Annotated in this window: 14 protein-coding genes; 1 reads left to right on the top strand and 13 read right to left on the bottom strand. The window is 61.4% G+C overall.

Annotated features, from left to right (window positions below):
• Positions 1-42: 42 nt before the first annotated feature.
• From J5289_RS14940 to J5289_RS14880, 13 genes are all read right to left on the bottom strand, one after another.
• The gene (locus J5289_RS14940) at positions 43-3,357 is read right to left on the bottom strand and encodes an efflux RND transporter permease subunit (protein WP_209184449.1); all 3,315 of its coding nucleotides are present in this window, start codon (positions 3,355-3,357) and stop codon (positions 43-45) included.
• Between the two features lie 11 nt (positions 3,358-3,368).
• Positions 3,369-4,559, bottom strand: a complete 1,191-nt coding sequence (locus J5289_RS14935) for an efflux RND transporter periplasmic adaptor subunit (RefSeq protein WP_209184597.1) — start codon at positions 4,557-4,559, stop codon at positions 3,369-3,371.
• Between the two features lie 285 nt (positions 4,560-4,844).
• The gene (locus tag J5289_RS14930) at positions 4,845-5,318 is read right to left on the bottom strand and encodes an NUDIX hydrolase (protein WP_209184448.1); all 474 of its coding nucleotides are present in this window, start codon (positions 5,316-5,318) and stop codon (positions 4,845-4,847) included.
• Positions 5,319-5,366: 48 nt separating this feature from the next.
• A complete protein-coding gene (locus J5289_RS14925) occupies positions 5,367-6,830 on the bottom strand; it encodes a CHAD domain-containing protein (protein WP_209184447.1) in 1,464 nt (487 codons plus the stop codon).
• Between the two features lie 41 nt (positions 6,831-6,871).
• Positions 6,872-7,288: a hypothetical protein gene (locus J5289_RS14920; RefSeq protein WP_142823485.1), complete on the bottom strand. Its 417-nt coding sequence runs from the start codon at positions 7,286-7,288 to the stop codon at positions 6,872-6,874.
• Positions 7,289-7,629: 341 nt separating this feature from the next.
• Entirely contained in the window at positions 7,630-8,598 is a 969-nt protein-coding gene (locus J5289_RS14915) for an ABC transporter substrate-binding protein (protein ID WP_209184446.1), read from the bottom strand.
• A gap of 59 nt (positions 8,599-8,657) precedes the next feature.
• Positions 8,658-9,785 (bottom strand): ABC transporter permease, encoded by a 1,128-nt coding sequence (locus J5289_RS14910; RefSeq protein WP_209184445.1) that lies wholly within the window; start codon positions 9,783-9,785, stop codon positions 8,658-8,660.
• Entirely contained in the window at positions 9,782-10,669 is an 888-nt protein-coding gene (locus J5289_RS14905; protein WP_209184444.1) for an ABC transporter permease, read from the bottom strand. Before J5289_RS14905 ends, J5289_RS14910 begins: the two co-directional genes overlap by 4 nt.
• A 2-nt stretch (positions 10,670-10,671) precedes the next feature.
• Positions 10,672-11,007, bottom strand: coding sequence for a hypothetical protein (locus J5289_RS14900; protein WP_209184443.1), 336 nt, complete (start codon positions 11,005-11,007; stop codon positions 10,672-10,674).
• 3 nt (positions 11,008-11,010) lie between these two features.
• Positions 11,011-11,826 carry an ABC transporter ATP-binding protein gene (locus tag J5289_RS14895; RefSeq protein WP_209184442.1) on the bottom strand — a complete coding sequence of 272 codons (816 nt, stop codon included), beginning with the start codon at positions 11,824-11,826 and terminating at the stop codon, positions 11,011-11,013.
• Entirely contained in the window at positions 11,817-12,194 is a 378-nt protein-coding gene (locus tag J5289_RS14890) for a hypothetical protein (RefSeq protein WP_209184441.1), read from the bottom strand. The genes J5289_RS14895 and J5289_RS14890 overlap by 10 nt, the downstream gene beginning before the upstream one ends.
• A 2-nt stretch (positions 12,195-12,196) precedes the next feature.
• Positions 12,197-13,651, bottom strand: a complete 1,455-nt coding sequence (gene hydA / locus J5289_RS14885) for a dihydropyrimidinase (protein ID WP_209187531.1) — start codon at positions 13,649-13,651, stop codon at positions 12,197-12,199.
• A 162-nt stretch (positions 13,652-13,813) separates the two neighbouring features.
• On the bottom strand, positions 13,814-15,067 hold the full coding sequence (locus J5289_RS14880) for a Zn-dependent hydrolase (protein WP_209184439.1): 1,254 nt from the start codon (positions 15,065-15,067) through the stop codon (positions 13,814-13,816).
• Positions 15,068-15,365: 298 nt separating this feature from the next.
• Here J5289_RS14880 and J5289_RS14875 point away from each other — a divergent pair, with 298 nt between their 5' ends.
• A complete protein-coding gene (locus J5289_RS14875) occupies positions 15,366-16,016 on the top strand; it encodes a TetR family transcriptional regulator C-terminal domain-containing protein (RefSeq protein ID WP_209184438.1) in 651 nt (216 codons plus the stop codon).

Genomic DNA, 16,016 nt, shown 5'->3' with positions numbered 1-16,016 from the left:
AGCCATCGCAGCGCTTTCGTACCCGCCTGTTACTATCGCACATTATTCAGCGGCGTGAGGCGGCAAGTTGAGGATATACCGTTTATCGTCGCCCGCCCGGTGGGAAGGATCCTTTTGCTCCAGCCGCTCGAAGCGCCGCTCCAGATCGGTGAGTTCCGCCCGGTTCGCCGCCATGGCTGCTGCGAGACTTTCCTGGGTAACAACGACGTCGTCGGCATCCCTGCGCCCGACCAGACGTCCGAAGAGCCAGCCGAGCAGACGCGACAAGTCGTCCATGATGAGGAAGAAGGACGGCACGACAATCAGGCTCAGCACGGTTGAGACGATGATGCCGCCGATGACGGCAATTGCCATCGGCGCGCGGAACGAGCCGCCTTCGCCGACGCCCAATGCCGAGGGCAGCATACCGGCCGACATGGCAATCGAAGTCATGATGATCGGCCGCGCGCGCTTGCGTCCGGCTTCGACCATGGCTTCGACGCGCGGCATGCCCTTGTGCATCATCTCGATGGCGAAATCGACGAGCAGGATGGCGTTCTTGGTCACGATGCCCATCAGCATGAGGATGCCGATCAGCACCGGCATGGACAGCGGGTTGTGGGTGACGATCAGCGCTGCTGCGACGCCGCCGATGGCAAGCGGCAGCGAGAACAGGATGGTGAAGGGCTGGATGACATCCTTGAACAGCAGGATCAGCACCGACAGAACCAATAGCAGCCCCAGCAGCATGGCATTGATGAAGCCCTGCTGCATTTCGTTCTGTACCTTGGCGTCGCCGCTTTCGGCCAGGTGGACGCTTGCCGGAATGTTCGCGCCGGCGACGATCTGGCGGAAACGGTCGGACGCACTGTTCAGCGCGACTCCCTGCGGCAGGTCGGCGCCGATGGAGACGACGCGGTAACGGTTGTTGCGCTTGATCGAACTCAGGCCTTCAGAATAGTCGATGTCGGCCACCGTCGATAGCGGCACCGTGCCGCCGGTTGCCGTCTGGATCCTGAGTGCGCGGATGGCGGCGAGATCGCGCCGCATGTCGAGAGATGCCTGAACGCGGATCGGGATCTGGCGGTCGTCGAGCGAGATCTTCGCAAGCAACGAATCGCTGTCGCCGATGGTAGCCACCCGCAAGGTGTCGGATATCGCCTGCGGCGTGATGCCGAGCCGGGCAGCCTCGTCCTTGCGCGGATGGATCTGCAGTTCCGGACGCGGCAAGGCACCATCGGGGCTGACATTTGCCAGAAGCGGATCGGCCCGCAGCTTCGATTCCAGCGTCGCAATGGCCCCGTTGAGATCGGTTGAGCTGCGCGACAGGAAGTTGAACGACAGATCGCGTTCGCCGCGGTCGTTCAGCTTGGTGATCCGGACATCGGGGATATCACGCAGCTTGGCAAAGACTTCCTTCTCGATATCCCACTGTGGCCTAACGCGGCCCTTCGGCGTGACCTTCGGCAAATGTGGGCCGATGATCGGGATAGAGCCGAGGACGTCGTTGACGAGCCTTGTTACCAGCGACTGGTCGCGCTTGAAAAGCCCGAGCGTCACGGTCGCGCGGCGCAATTCCAGGTCGCCCTTCGGAGACGCTCCTCCGAGCACGAAGACGCTTTCGACGCCGGCGATATCCTTGACCCGCTTGTAGACGGCGTCAGTCGCTTTGTCGGTGTCGTCGAGGCGGGCATTTGGCGGCAGTTCGACGGAGAGCACGATCCGCGAAGCATCGTCAGGCGGCAGGAAGCTGCCCGGCACTTGGAAGAGAAAATAGACGGACCCGATCAGGAAGGCGATGGCCGCCAGCAGCGTCGTATAGCGCCAGCGCGTGGTCACCCGGATCATCCGCGTGTAGCCGCGCATTATGCGTCCGTCATTGTCGTGATGATCGTCCATGCCGTCTTCGGCACGCATCAGATAGGCTGCCATCATCGGCGTGATAAGCCGGGCGACCAGCAGCGAGAAGAACACGGAGAAGGCGACGGTCAGGCCGAACTGGATAAAATACTGGCCGGGGATGCCGGGCATGAAGGAGACGGGCACGAATACGGCGATGATGGTGAAGGTGGTGGCGATGACCGCCAGGCCGATTTCATCGGCAGCCTCGATTGCCGCGCGGTACGGCGTCTTGCCCATCTTGATGTGGCGGGCGATATTTTCGATCTCGACGATGGCGTCGTCGACGAGGATGCCGGTCGCCAGCGTCAGCGCGAGGAAGCTCACCAGATTGAGCGAGAAGCCCATCAGGTCCATGATCCAGAAGGTGGGAATGGCCGACAGGGGGAGGGCGATGGCCGAGATCAACGTGGCGCGCCAGTTCTTCAGGAACAGGAACACAACGATGACGGCGAGCAGCGCGCCTTCCATCAGTGTGTCGATGGCCGCCTCGTAGTTGCCATAGGTGAAGTAGACCGAATCGTCGATCAGTTCGATGCTGACGTTCGGGTTTTCCGTCCTGACCTTCGCGAGGCTTTCGGACACGGTCTTTGCGACGCTGACTTCGCTGGCGCCCTTGGCGCGGAAGACGCCGAAGGTAACCACCGGATTGTTGTTGAAGCGCGAGAAGGATTTCGGCTCCTCGTAAGTATCCTTGATCGCGCCAAGGTCGGACAGCTTCACGAAGCGCCCGTTTGACAGCGCAATCGTGGTGTCGGCAAGCTGGGCCACGTCGCGGGCATCGCCGAGCACGCGGATTGCCTGCTCGCTGCCGGCCACCTGGCCACGGCCTGAGCCGAGATCGATATTGGTGCCGCGCAGTTGCTGGTTGACGCTGAGCGCGGTGATGCCATGGGCGTTCAGCTTGTCGGGATCGAGCTCGATGCGCACCTCGCGGTTCGCACCGCCGTACCGGTCGACGCGTCCGATGCCCTTCTGGCCCTGCAGCGAGCGCTTGACGGTGTCGTCGACGAACCACGAGAGTTCCTCGAGCGTCATATTGGGAGACGAGACCGCAAAGGTCTGGATCGCCTGGCCTTCGACATCGACCTTGGAGACGATCGGCTCGTCGACGTTGCCCGGCAGGCTGCCGCGGATACGGTCGACGGCGTCCTTGGTGTCCTGGACGGCCTGCTGCGTCGGCACTTCAAGGCGGAAGACGACAACCGTCTGGGAAACGCCGTCATTGATCGTCGACTGGATTTCGTCGATGCCGTTGATGCTGGCGACGGCGTCCTCGATCTCCTTGGTCACCTGCATTTCCAGTTCCGCCGGTGAGGCGCCGTTCTGGGTTACGGTGATGTTGACGACGGGAACGTCGATATTCGGAAAGCGCGTGATCGGCAGCTTGTTGAAAGCTTGCACGCCGACAAACAGCAGCAGCACAAAAGCCAGCAGCGGTGCGACGGGATTGCGGATGGACCAGGCGGAGAAATTCATCTGAGCCCCGTTCAGTTGGTTGCAGCGGGCATATCGTGCACCGGCGTAATGTGGTCGCCGTCGCGCACGTAGGCACCCGCCTTGGCCACCACCTCGTCGCCGGCATTCAGGCCCTTGACGATCTGGATGTAGGCGCCGTCCTGGATACCGGTTTCAACGCTGACGAACTTGACGATCCCGTTTTCGACCCTGCGGGCGGACGATCCCTGTGGCTCGTTGTTGACAGCAGTCAGCGGCAAGGCGATGCCGTCCGTCTGGTTTATGACGATCTCTGTGCTGCCGTACATGCCGGCGCGTGCCTTGCTGCCATCGTCGATGTAAATGTGGACCGCGCCGAGCCGGGTGACGGCATCGACGGTCGGGGAGACGAGACGCACCGAGCCGGTCAGCTTTTCGCGACTGCCGGAGAGCGAGACGGTGGCCTTCTGCCCTGCCTGAATCTTGGTTATATCGCTCTCTGAGACGTCGGTGACCAGCTCGAGGGCGCTGTCCCGGATGATGGTAAACAGCGGATCGCCTGAGCCATTGGCAATGGCGCCAACGCGGGCGTTGCGCGAAGCGACCGTGCCGCTGACGGGCGTCTTGACGCCGGTGCGGGCAAGCTTCAGGTCGATGTCGGCGATCTGGCTGTCGACCACCTTGAGATCGGCTTCCTGGACGGCGATGGCTTGTTCGGCCGACGTCACCCTTGCCTTGTTGGCTGCTGCCGACGCCGTTGCCTGCTCGACGGTCGAAACCGAGACGGTCCCCTTTTCACCCATGGCGACGGAGCGTGCGCGCTGCAATTCGGTCTGGGCGTCGTTGGCTTGCGCCTCGATCAGCTGGGCGTGCAACTGGGCAAGCGTCGCCTGACCCTTGGCGCGCGTTGCCTGCGTCTCGGCTTTCTGGAGCACCAGCGCATCGTCGCTCAGCGTCGCCAGCGTGCTGCCGGCCGTTACCTTGTCGCCAACGTCGGCATGCAACGTCTTGATCGGCAGGCCATCGACGAGCGGCTGGATGTAGACTTCCTCGACTGCCTTGACCGTTCCGGTGGCGACGATTTTCTCGACCATGTTGCGCTTCACGGCCTGCGTCACGACGATGGCTGGAAGGTTCTGCTTGGGAGCCGCAACAGCAGTTTCCTCCGCGCTTGCGGCAAAGGCGGGCAGCAAGCTCAAGAGCAGGAATGCGGTGGTCTGGGCTTTGAGCGGCGTGCGGAACATGCTGTTCTTTCGAATGTTGCGGTCGATCGTCGGGCGTTTGGAAATGCGGCAGTTCTCGATGCTCGGTTTACTCGCCATCTGCAATAGCGCTCTCACCTGTGAAAACGCGCCGTAGACCCCTTTGACAAGGTTACGACCCGTTCCAAACTTCGGATCATGAAGTTCAATACTAGCAAAAATAAGTTTTGAAAGCGCCTTGTTTGAAAGTTCCTGAGAGCGCCCTCCAGATTGGAGGTGGCGACACTCCGTTGGACTTCCACAAGGCGTCGGGATGCTGTTCCGGCTCTATGAATTTTCGGCGAAAAGACTGCTCTTTCCAAGGACACCGAGCAGCATTCTCAATCCGGGCTGGTGCACGGCTTCAATGGCCTCCGGAAAGGGTACCCATCTCATGATGCGCTGACCTTTCTCCGGAAACTCCGTAACGGCAAGGCGGACATCGAGAAGGTGGACTGAAACACGGTAGGACGCGTTCGTGCCCTCCTTGCGGTAGGCAAATGCTCCGAGTATCTCGGGCGCGCACGTGCCGCGTATGCCGGCCTCCTCGAAAGCTTCGCGCTCCGCCGCCTGTGCGGAGGTTTCGCCAGCTTCGACATTGCCTTTGGGGATGCCCCATCGCCCGCTCCGACGACTGGTGATCAGCAGCACCTCGCGCGAAATCCGGCGATAGCAGATTGCGCCCGCCTGCTCGAACAGCGGCTGTGCAGTCTGCTTCAGGGCAGGCGCCCCCGTCTGCAGCTTCACCGTCGGCTCATCCATGGCAGCGCATACCTGGAGCCTTCAATGGGACCCATACCAATGATGACGTCATCGCCAGAACCTTTTGACATCGAGCAGATCGTCCAGCGCATCCGCGGATGCATGGAGCAACTTGGTCTTCTTTCCTGTCGGGGATAGCCTGCCGGCATCCGGGTGGTCTTCCAGGCCGTGATCACGAAGGACTGCCGGCGCCGTGGCGAGATCGTTGACGCCGCCCAGATGTTCCTGGAGTTTCTCAAGAGCTTTCACGAACTCCCTGTGGCGCCTTCGTCCTTGCTTGTCGCTGAACAAGGAGGCGAAAAACTCGGCGGCGTAGCGAAGTTTCTTCGCATCCTTTCTAACCTCGTGGCGCTCCGTGTCGGTTCCATCTGCCAGAAGTCTCGCATTTCGCCTGATGGTCTTGCGCAGGCGGTCGAGAGCATGGGAGGCGAACTCCGAGGCCGGCGCGTGGCGCGCTTCCCGGGTTTCCTCCATCTCCAGATAGGCGCCGCACCATAGCCACTCGATGAAATCCATGGCCAACCGCCGTGCGCGCGGAGATGCCATCGCCTCTATGGCGTGATCGTATTTTTCGGTGCGCAGAACCTTCAGGCGGTCGCGAAGCTCGCCGTTGTCTGCGGTCGATACGAGAATGTCGAAGTTGCGCGCATCGCCCATGACCGAGGCCAGCCATTTCAGTTCGGCGGCAATTCTGCCTGCCTCGGGATCGACCAGGATAGGCTTGAAGATCGACAAGGCCGAACGGAGCCGGCGCAGGGCGACGCGGCCCTGATGCAGCACTTCCGGGTTTCGTCGATCGGCCAGCACCGTCTCGTTCAGGCGAAATTGCCGGAAGCAGGATTGGGCAATGGTCTGGAAGGCCGTCACGGCGTTGGCCGTTCGGTCGAGCTGCACGGGCTCGGCCTTATAAAAATGCTGCAAAGGCGCGATCAGGGCGTAACCGCGTTCGGATTTCGAAAGCACCCCGAGGCGCAGGCCGTCGATATCCTGGATGGTGCGCGCGGCGCGAAAGAGATCGAGGGTGTTGCCGTCCTTCAATTCCAGTTCGACCTCGCACACCGGGCTTCGGCGGTCCCCGGCGATGACAATGCCCTCGTCGACGACGATCTCGATTTCGGAGCCGTCCTCCCTGTGCAGCCATTTCTTTCGCTGCACCTGCACTATGAACTGGACCACCAGTGCATCGGCATCGAGATCGGGCCATAGGTCTGTGGAAATGGGCGCGGTGTGATCGAGAACAGGGACGTCCGTCTCGACGGTCGATTCCCATTCAGGGCGTGCAAACAGGCCGGCAGTGCTCTGGTGCGTTGCCTTGATCGTCTGGGTGCGGACATCGCCTGCCTGCCGGATGCGAAGCGAAAAGCCTGCGTTGCGCAACGTCTGGTCAGCGGTGTCGAAGTAGAGCGCGCGCTGCTCGAAGACCGCCAATGGCTCGCCCAGCAGTGGCGAGTTCAGAAGCCTGTCCTTGGCTTCCTGCGACAATTCGAGCTTCAGTTCGATTTCGCGTGTCAAATGTCATTCTCCAGGTTGCAACACGCCATAGCCCTCAAGTGTTAAGGCTTGCCGCTCCAGCCTTCCCGACGCCACTGGTCCGCACGCTCGTCGATGTCGATGGAGCCTTCGTCGTCGAGGATATTGCGGGCGATGTCGTACTGCGCCTTGTCGACGTCGATCACCGATACCAGAAAACCGCCGCGTCGCAGGCCTTCGGAATAGGCGGCTCGCTCGTGGTCGGCGAAGAACCAGTTTTCGAGCTTGTGCCAGAAGTCGACCGGCTCCGCTGCAGTTGCCGGCTCGTCGCCTTCGCTGGCGATATTGGGCAGGAAATGGACGGCTTCGGACGGAATGCCGGCGTCTTGCAGGCGGGCGACTGCCGATGCAGCTTCGCTCCTGCTGTCGAAGATCGCCGAGAGCGTGCAGGCGGACGCCGGGCGGAAATCCGGGTCGTTTTCGCTGGAGATGTTGTTCATATCGGTCTCCTCGTTCGGCTGCGATCAAAGCGAGTGTCGCTGGAAATGGCGCGGCTGGCAACACGCAGTCCGCTACCGAGCGGATGCTCCACCGCAGGATGAAAATCTGCAGGTCGAGGACCCAGATATCGCGACGATAGCTGCTGCGGGTGACAATCAGTTTACAGCCCGTGCGCCTTCATTTCGGCCGGGTCGGGCGAAAGTGGTTGATGAACCGATCGTTTCCGAGCCTATTTTGCCTCGGGATCCGGGATCTGACGCCGCAATTTCACCACCCCTCAAACGCAGAAACGCGCAGGCATGAGGACCCGCGCGTTTCAGGATTTTTCGAGCTTCAGAGACTACTTCAGCGCGGCATCGGTGATGGCGTGCGTCCAGGCGTCCTTTGGCTCCTTGGTGATGATCTTCTGGTCCAGCAGGGCCTTCTCGGTGCGCTCGTAGAGTGCCTTGTCGAGCTTGCCGGAGCCGATCAGCTTGGCGACTTCGCCGGCCATGAACTTCTGGTGGGCTTCGTCCTGGCCGCCATTGTCGACGACGATTTCGGCGGCTTCGTCAGGATGCTCGACGGCGTATTTCCAGCCCTTCATGGAGGCACGGACGAACTTGACCATCTTTTCCTTGAAGGCCGGGTCTTTGAGCTTCGTTTCGTTGGCGTAGAGGCCGTCTTCCAGCAGGTTCACGCCGAGCTTGGTATAGTTGAAGACGGTGAGGTCCTCAGGTTTGAAGCCGGCATCGAGGACCTGGCCATATTCGTTGTAGGTCATCACCGAGATGCAGTCGGCCTGCTTCTGGATCAGCGGCTGGACGTCGAAGCTCTGCTTCAGGACGGTGACACCGTCCGTGCCGCCCGATGTCGGGATCTTCAGCTTGTTCATCCAGGCGAAGAATGGATATTCGTTGCCGTAGAACCAGACGCCGAGCGTGTGGCCCTTGAAGTCGGCTTCGGTCTTGACCGGGCCGTCCTTGCGGCAGACCATTTCAAGGCCGGACTTCTCGAATGGCTGGGCGATGTTGATCAGCGGCACGCCCTTTTCGCGGGCAACCAGGGCGCCGCCCATCCAGTCAACGATCACGTCAGCGCCGCCGCCGGCGATGATCTGCTCAGGAGCGACATCAGGACCGCCCGGCTTGATGTCGACGTCGAGGCCTTCCGCCTTGTAGAAGCCCTTGTCCTTGGCGACGTAGTAGCCGCCGAACTGGGCCTGCGCGACCCATTTCAGCTGCAGCGTCACCTTGTCGGCAGCAAGTGCTGACTGGGCTGCGGCAACGGCCATGGTGCCGGCCATCAATGTCATGACTATTTTTTTCATTTTCTTCCCTTTTCCCTCTGAAGTTATGCCTGCGATCCCTGGCCAGGATAGCAGGCCGTCTAGCCACCACGGCTCGACGGATGCCAGAAAGTCGTTGCCCTTTCCACCAAGGCCACGACGCCATAGAAAACGGAGCCGGCAATCGCCGCCACCGTGATTTCCGCCCACACCATGTCGACGTTCATCCGGCCGATTTCGGTCGAGATGCGAAAGCCCATGCCGACGATGGGGGTGCCGAAGAATTCCGCGACGATCGCACCGATCAGAGCCAGCGTCGAGTTGATCTTCAATGCGTTGAAGATGAACGGTGCTGCGGCTGGAAGCCGGAGCTTGAACAGGGTCTGGGTGTAACTCGAGGCGTAGGTGCGCATCAGGTCACGCTCTATCGCTCCCGATGCCGCAAGGCCTGCCACGGTGTTCACCAGCATCGGAAAAAAGGTCATGATGGTAACCACGGCCGCCTTCGATTGCCAGTCGAAGCCGAACCACATGACCATGATCGGGGCGACGCCGATGATTGGCAGGGCGGAGGCGAGGTTGGCAATCGGCATCAGGCCGCGCCTCAGGAAAGCGAAGCGGTCGGCGAGGATCGCCACCAGAAATCCGCTGATGCAGCCGATGACGTAGCCGGCGATCACCGCCTTGAAGATCGTCTGGCGAACGTCGGCGGCAAGGATCGGCAAGGAGCTGGCAATTCGGACGGCAATGGCACTCGGCGGCGGCAGGATGATGAACGGGATGCCGGCGCCACGCGTAGCGGCCTCCCAGATGATCAGGATCCAGGCACCGAAGATCGCCGGAATAAGCAGCCTCAGGACCGTACCGGAAAAGCGCGAGTGCGGGCGGATATCCGAAAGAATGCTGACGCAGCGCCAGGCAAGCAGCCACGCCGATGCCAGCAAAAGGAAGAATGACAGTCTGGCGGCGCCCTCATTGCCGGTGATTGCGGTCAACAGCAGCCAGGCGACTTCATGGGCTGCCAGAAACAGGATGGCAGCACTGATCGCCGGCGGCAGTGTCAACTGCGACAGAAAGCATGAGATGATGATCATGAAGAAGATCAGGGCGCTGATACCGGGCAGGATGGGGTCGCCGCTGCCCGGCTCGATCAGCGGAAAGGTGAGGGCGGCGCCGATGCAAAGTAGGATCGCCACGAGGCTTTGCCAGGAATACTGGAGGTTCTTCATGATGGGCGCCTCCCCATCGCACGGTCGACGATGCGGGCGGCAATGCTGACAATGCCGACGAGGAGGGCCGCCAGCACCGAGCCCGCGACGAGGGCCGCCCAGATGTCGATCGTCTGGCTGTAATAGGAGCCGGCGAGGAGTTTTGCGCCGATGCCGGCGACAGCGCCGGTCGGCAATTCAGCGACGATGGCGCCGACCAGGCTCGCCGCAATACCGACCTTCATCGAGGTGAACAGGTAAGGCACGGACGCGGGCAGACGCAGCTTCCAGAATGTCTGGGTGGCTGTGGCCTTGTAGGTGCGCATGAGGTCTAGGTGCATGGCTTCGGGTGAGCGAAGACCCTTGACCATGCCGACCGTCACCGGGAAAAACGACAAGTAGGTCGAAATCAGTGCCTTGGGGATCAGCCCGGTGATGTCGACCGCGGCGAGCACGACGATGACCATCGGCGCGATGGCGAGCACCGGCACGGTCTGGGAGGCGATGATCCAAGGCATCAGGCTGCGGTCGAGCGTGACCACATGGACGATGCCGATGGCGATGAGGATGCCGAGAAGCGTGCCGAAAACGAAGCCGACGGCTGTGGATGTCAGCGTGATCCAGGCGTTGTAGACGAGGCTGCGGTTGCTATCGATGGCGCGCAGGAAGGTGTTGTCGAAAACCGCGATTGCCACCTGGTGCGGCGCCGGAAGCGTCGGCTTCGGCTGCGCCATCGTCCTGCCGATGAACTCCAGTGGGCCTGTGGACACGCCGGCGCGGCTGTCGAGGTCGATCTGGAAAGGGGCGTTCATGATAACGGTGGCGACATACCAGATCGCCAGGATGGCGAGGAGAACGGTCGTCACGGGAATGAACTTGTGCCGGAAAAACTGTTCGTTCTCCATGCTCACGCCTTTCCCTGCAAAGGAAGCAGCATCAGCGCCATCGAGACGACGCCGAGCCCGACGCCTGCCATCTGCGCCAAGCTGAGGCGTTCGCCGAAGACGGCAAAGGCGATGATGTTGATGGCGACCAATTGCACGATGGCCGAGGCGGAGATGGCAAGGCCAAGGCCGCCCTCGCGCATCAGCCGCACCATCATCAGGTTTCCGACACAGTAGAGCCCGAGGGACAGCACGAGGATCAGGACATTGCTGGTGGCGATATAGGCCCGCGATGCGGTGGCGCCGCCGAGGAAGATCAGCATGGCGCCGCCGAGCCAGAGGAGGAAGGTGCCGTTCATGGCTTATTCCTCATAGGAGTGGCCGGCGCGCAAGCCTTCGCGGACGCGATGGGCGATGGCAAGGAATTCGGGCGTTTCTCGGATGCCGAGAGGGCGCTCCGCCGGCAGCGTCGATTCGATGATATCGGTCACCCGGCCGGGGCGCGGCGACATCACGACGATCCTCGTCGACAGGTAGACCGCTTCGGGGATCGAGTGGGTGACGAAGCAGATCGTCTTGTTGGTGCGGGCCCAGAGTTTCAGCAGTTGCTCGTTCAGATGATCACGGACGATCTCGTCGAGTGCGCCGAAAGGCTCGTCCATCAGCAGGAGGTCGGCGTCAAAGGCGAGCGCCCGGGCGATCGAGGCGCGCTGCTGCATGCCGCCCGACAGTTGCCAGGGATGCTTCTTCTCGAAGCCTGTGAGGTTGACGAGGTCCAGCGTCCGGGCGATGCGCTTGTCGCGCTCGTCCTTGGCGTAGCCCATGATCTCCAGCGGCAGGGAGATATTCTTCTCGATGGTACGCCACGGATAGAGAGCGGGTGCCTGGAAGACATAGCCATAGGCACGCGCCTTGCGGGCCTCTTCAGGCGTCATGCCGTTGACGTCGATTTCACCTGAGGTCTTCTTTTCGAGATCGGCGATGCAGCGCAGAAAGGTTGTCTTGCCGCAGCCGGAAGGGCCGATGAAGGAGATGAAATCGCCCTTGCGGACATCGAGATCGACGTTGCTCAGCGCATGCACCGGACCATCGCTCGTCTGGTAGGTGAGACAGAGATTTCGGGCAGACACGACGGATGCCGCGATCTTCTGTTCTGGCGTGGATGCGATTACCGACATTTCTTCACGGGTCCCAATTTTGTCCCGTCCTCGAAAAGGATGCGGTAACTGCTCTTGTCTACACGGATGATATCAACTCTCTCTTCTCCAGCGCTGTCTTCACCTTCTGCCTGGCACGCGGCAGTGACGGTGAACCTGTCGTTGCTGGTCTTGACGATCTTCTTGAACTCGCAGCTAGAAACGGACGTCGTCACGGCATCCGGCGTCAGCAGCAGGAATGTATCGGCGCCGCTCGATTCTCCGGTCTTTGCATAGATGCATCCTTCCTTGCTGCCATAGTTGCCGCCGATGGCCAGTCCCAGGCCATCGGCGTTGGCATAGGTCGGGACGAGCAGAATGGCGGTGACCAGAAGGTGGCGGGCGCGCACAGTTACACCCCGCTTGCCGGGATGCCGGTGCGCTGGACCTTGCGGGGCGCGACGACGTCTTTCCAGGTGGAGAGGGCCTTGTTGACGGCGGCGAAGGGTTCGCGCTTTACAAACTTGCCGTGGCCTTCCTGGGTCTTCACCGTCGTCTCCTCGATGGCAACGACACCGCGCGTCAGCGTATAGCGCGGCAGTCCGATGACCTGCTTGCCCTCGAAGACGTTGTAGTCGATGGCCGACTGCTGGTTTCCAGCCGAGATCGTCTTGGCGCGCGTGGGGTCCCAGACGACGATATCGGCGTCCGCACCGACTAGGATCGCGCCCTTCTTCGGATACATGTTCAGGATCTTGGCAATGTTGGTGGAGGTGACCGCGACGAACTCGTTCATCGTCAGGCGGCCAGTGGCGACGCCATGGGTCCACAGCATCGGCAGACGGTCTTCGAGGCCGCCCGTGCCGTTGGGGATCTTGGTGAAGTCGCCGACGCCGAAGCGCTTCTGCTCGGTGGTGAAGGCACAGTGGTCAGTCGCGACGCATTGCAGCGAGCCTGACTGCAGACCCGCCCACAGGCTGTCCTGATGCAGCTTCGAGCGGAACGGTGGCGACATGACGCGGCGGGCGGCGTGGTCCCAGTCCTCGTCGAAATATTCGGTCTCGTCGAGCGTCAGGTGCTGGATCAGCGGCTCGCCATAGACGCGCATGCCATTCTGGCGGGCGCGGCGGATCGCCTCGTGTGCCTGCTCGCAGGAGGTGTGGACGACATAGAGCGGCGCGCCGGCCATATCGGCGATGATGATAGCGCGGTTGGTCGCTTCGCCCTCGACAGCGGCAGGCCGGGAATAGGCGTGGGCCTCGGGACCATTGTTACCCGCCGCCATCAGCTTTGCCTGCATCTGGGCGACGATATCGCCGTTCTCGGCATGCACCATCGGCAAGGCGCCAAGCTCGGCGCAGCGCGAGAACGAGTGGAACATCTCGTCGTCGTCGACCATCAGGGCACCCTTGTAGGCCATGAAGTGCTTGAAGGAGTTGATGCCCTTGTCCTTGACGACAGTCTCCATCTCGTTGAAGACCTGCTCGCCCCACCAGGTCACCGCCATGTGGAAGGCATAGTCGCAATTGGCGCTGGCGGACTTGTTGTCCCAGCGGTTTAGCGCATCGAGCAGCGACTGGCCGGGCTCCGGCAGGCAGAAATCGACGACCATCGTCGTGCCACCTGCAAGCGCTGCGCGCGTGCCGCTTTCGAAATTGTCGGCCGAGTAGGTGCCCATGAACGGCATCTCGAGATGCACATGCGGATCGATCCCGCCCGGCATGACATAACAGCCGGTGGCGTCGAGCACTTCGTTGCCCAAAAGGTTTGGCCCGATCTCGACAATCACACCGTCCTCGATCTTGACGTCGGCCTTGTAGGTCAGGTCGGCCGTGACAACGGTGCCGTTCTTAATGACTGTGCTCATGGCTTTCGTTCCCGATTGTGAAATTTTCGGTGTTCAAACGTTTTCTTAAGAGAGGATCGTGCCTCGCCGGGAGTGCGGCATGCGTCCCCTTCTCCCCGCAGGGGAGAAGGGAGAAGACACAGCCCCCGCAGCCTTGCTATCGCTCGACGTGACCAGCATCGTCTACTCCACGATCCCCGCCGTCTCCACCACCGCGTGGAACAGTACGTCGGCGCCGGCTGACGCCCATTCCTTGGAAATCTCTTCCGCCTCGTTGTGGCTGAGGCCGCCGACGCAGGGGCACATGATCATCGTGGCAGGGGCCACCTTTGCGGCCCAGCAGGCGTCGTGGCCGGCGCCGGAGATGATGTTCATGTGGCTGAGGCCGAGCTTTTCGGCGGCGTTGCGGACCGCTGACACCAATGTTGGATCGAAGGTGACCGGATCGAAATGGCCGACGGCCTCGATAGAGCAGCCGACGCCGAGGGCTTCGGCGATGCCTGCCGCCTCGGTCTCGATCCTTTCGCGCATCCGGTCGAGTTTGGCTAGATCCGGCGTCCGGATGTCGACTGTGAAGACGACCTTGCCGGGCAGCACATTGCGGGAGTTGGGAGAGAAGAATACCTGGCCGACACCACCAACAGCGCCCGGCTGGTTCTCCATCGCCACGGCCTGGACCATCTCGATAATTCTTGACATGGCAAGGCCGGCGTTGACGCGCAGCGCCATCGGTGTCGAGCCGGTATGGGCTTCGCGGCCAGTGAGCGTGATCTCCAGCCACCATAGGCCCTGACAGTGGGTGACGACGCCGATCGCCTTGTTTTCTGCTTCGAGGATGGGGCCTTGCTCGATATGGTATTCGAAGTAGGCGTGCATCTTGCGGGCGCCGACTTCCTCGTCGCCGAGCCAGCCGATACGCTTCAGTTCGTCGCCATAGGTCTTTCCGTCCGGATCCTTGCGGCTGTAGGCGTAGTCGAGATCGTGAATGCCGGCAAAGACGCCAGAGGCCAGCATCGCCGGAGCAAAGCGGGCGCCCTCTTCATTGGCCCAGTTGGTGACGACGATTGGATGCTTTGTCTTGATACCGAGATCGTTCATGGTGCGCACGACTTCGAGACCGGCCAACACGCCGAGAACGCCGTCGTACTTGCCGCCGGTCGGCTGGGTGTCGAGATGCGAGCCGACGTAGACCGGAAGTGCGTCGGGATCGGTACCGGGCCGGGTGGCAAACATTGTGCCCATGCGGTCGACGCCGACAGTCATTCCGGCTGCTTCGCACCATTGCTGGAAGAGATGGCGGCCTTCGCCATCGGAATCGGTGAGCGTCTGGCGGTTGTTGCCGCCGGCAATGCCTGGTCCGACCTTCGCCATATCCATCAGCGCATCCCAAAGGCGGTCGCCATTGATACGCATGTTTTCGCCTGGTGCGGCCACCATATGATAATCCTCGCCCGTTTTGTCGCGGCCATGCGAGCGGCATGACCGGTCGTTCCCTTGGTCTTGCTGCGGAGCGTTTTTTGTTTTTCTTGCTCCGGAAAATCGACGGTTGCCTTTGTATGGCAACTCATCGATAATTTGACCGATTGGTAAACATTACAGCTTCCACGCCGGTGCTCAAGATGAAAATCGCGAAAAGCGGCGACAAAATACAGGCAGATACCCGGACGATCAGATTTGGCGCCGGCGCGTGGCGGAAGTGACAACTGCGCGGGTTTCAAGGAGAAGCGAAATCGACATGGCCACCCCCAGAGCGGCGAAGACGCAGCGCCGCACCCGCATCCAGGAAGTAAAGGAAGAGGTCATTCTCGAGGCCGCCCTCGATGTCTTTTCAATGCATGGTTTTCGCGGTTCCACCATCGACCAGATTGCCGAGGTTGCCGGCATGTCGAAGCCCAATCTGCTCTATTATTTCCGCACCAAGGAGGCGATCCACCGAGCCCTGATCGATCGCGTTATGTACACCTGGCTCGAACCGCTGCGCGTCTTCAATCCGGAAGGAAATCCCGAGAGCGAGATCCGCAGCTATATCCGTCGCAAGCTGGAAATGGCCCGGGATTTTCCGCGCGAAAGCCGGCTGTTTGCCAACGAGATGCTGCAGGGTGCACCGCATGTCGAGGACGAGCTGAAGGGGCCGCTGAAGAGCCTTGTCGACGAGAAGGCGGCGGTGATCCGCGCCTGGGCGAAGGCCGGCAAGATCGCCAAATGCGACCCATATCACTTGATTTTCTCGATATGGTCGACCACGCAGCACTATGCCGACTTCGACGTCCAGGTGCGCGCGGTCCTCGGGCAGGGGAGCTCCGGCGAGGGCCGGTTCGAGGATGCCGCCCGTTATCTCGAGCAGCTTTTCGTCAACGGACTGATGATCCCGCAGAAGAAGGCGTAA

The organism is Rhizobium sp. B230/85 (assembly GCF_019355735.1).
In the GTDB taxonomy this organism is placed as follows: Bacteria; Pseudomonadota; Alphaproteobacteria; order Rhizobiales; family Rhizobiaceae; genus Rhizobium; species Rhizobium rhododendri.
The sequence above is the reverse complement of the archived record's forward strand: the minus strand, read 5'-3'. Positions and strand labels throughout refer to the sequence as shown.

Excerpts from the sequence above, each read along its gene's own strand:
- J5289_RS14900 (WP_209184443.1), bottom strand. The coding sequence starts at position 11,007 with ATGAACGGCACCTTCCTCCTCTGGCTCGGCGGCGCCATGCTGATCTTC.
- J5289_RS14905 (WP_209184444.1), bottom strand. The coding sequence starts at position 10,669 with ATGGAGAACGAACAGTTTTTCCGGCACAAGTTCATTCCCGTGACGACC.
- J5289_RS14875 (WP_209184438.1), top strand. The coding sequence starts at position 15,366 with ATGGCCACCCCCAGAGCGGCGAAGACGCAGCGCCGCACCCGCATCCAG.
- J5289_RS14920 (WP_142823485.1), bottom strand. The coding sequence starts at position 7,288 with ATGAACAACATCTCCAGCGAAAACGACCCGGATTTCCGCCCGGCGTCC.
- J5289_RS14910 (WP_209184445.1), bottom strand. The coding sequence starts at position 9,785 with ATGAAGAACCTCCAGTATTCCTGGCAAAGCCTCGTGGCGATCCTACTT.
- hydA (WP_209187531.1), bottom strand. The coding sequence starts at position 13,651 with ATGAGCACAGTCATTAAGAACGGCACCGTTGTCACGGCCGACCTGACC.
- J5289_RS14880 (WP_209184439.1), bottom strand. The coding sequence starts at position 15,067 with ATGGTGGCCGCACCAGGCGAAAACATGCGTATCAATGGCGACCGCCTT.
- J5289_RS14930 (WP_209184448.1), bottom strand. The coding sequence starts at position 5,318 with ATGGATGAGCCGACGGTGAAGCTGCAGACGGGGGCGCCTGCCCTGAAG.
- J5289_RS14935 (WP_209184597.1), bottom strand. The coding sequence starts at position 4,559 with ATGTTCCGCACGCCGCTCAAAGCCCAGACCACCGCATTCCTGCTCTTG.
- J5289_RS14895 (WP_209184442.1), bottom strand. The coding sequence starts at position 11,826 with ATGTCGGTAATCGCATCCACGCCAGAACAGAAGATCGCGGCATCCGTC.
- J5289_RS14915 (WP_209184446.1), bottom strand. The coding sequence starts at position 8,598 with ATGAAAAAAATAGTCATGACATTGATGGCCGGCACCATGGCCGTTGCC.
- J5289_RS14940 (WP_209184449.1), bottom strand. The coding sequence starts at position 3,357 with ATGAATTTCTCCGCCTGGTCCATCCGCAATCCCGTCGCACCGCTGCTG.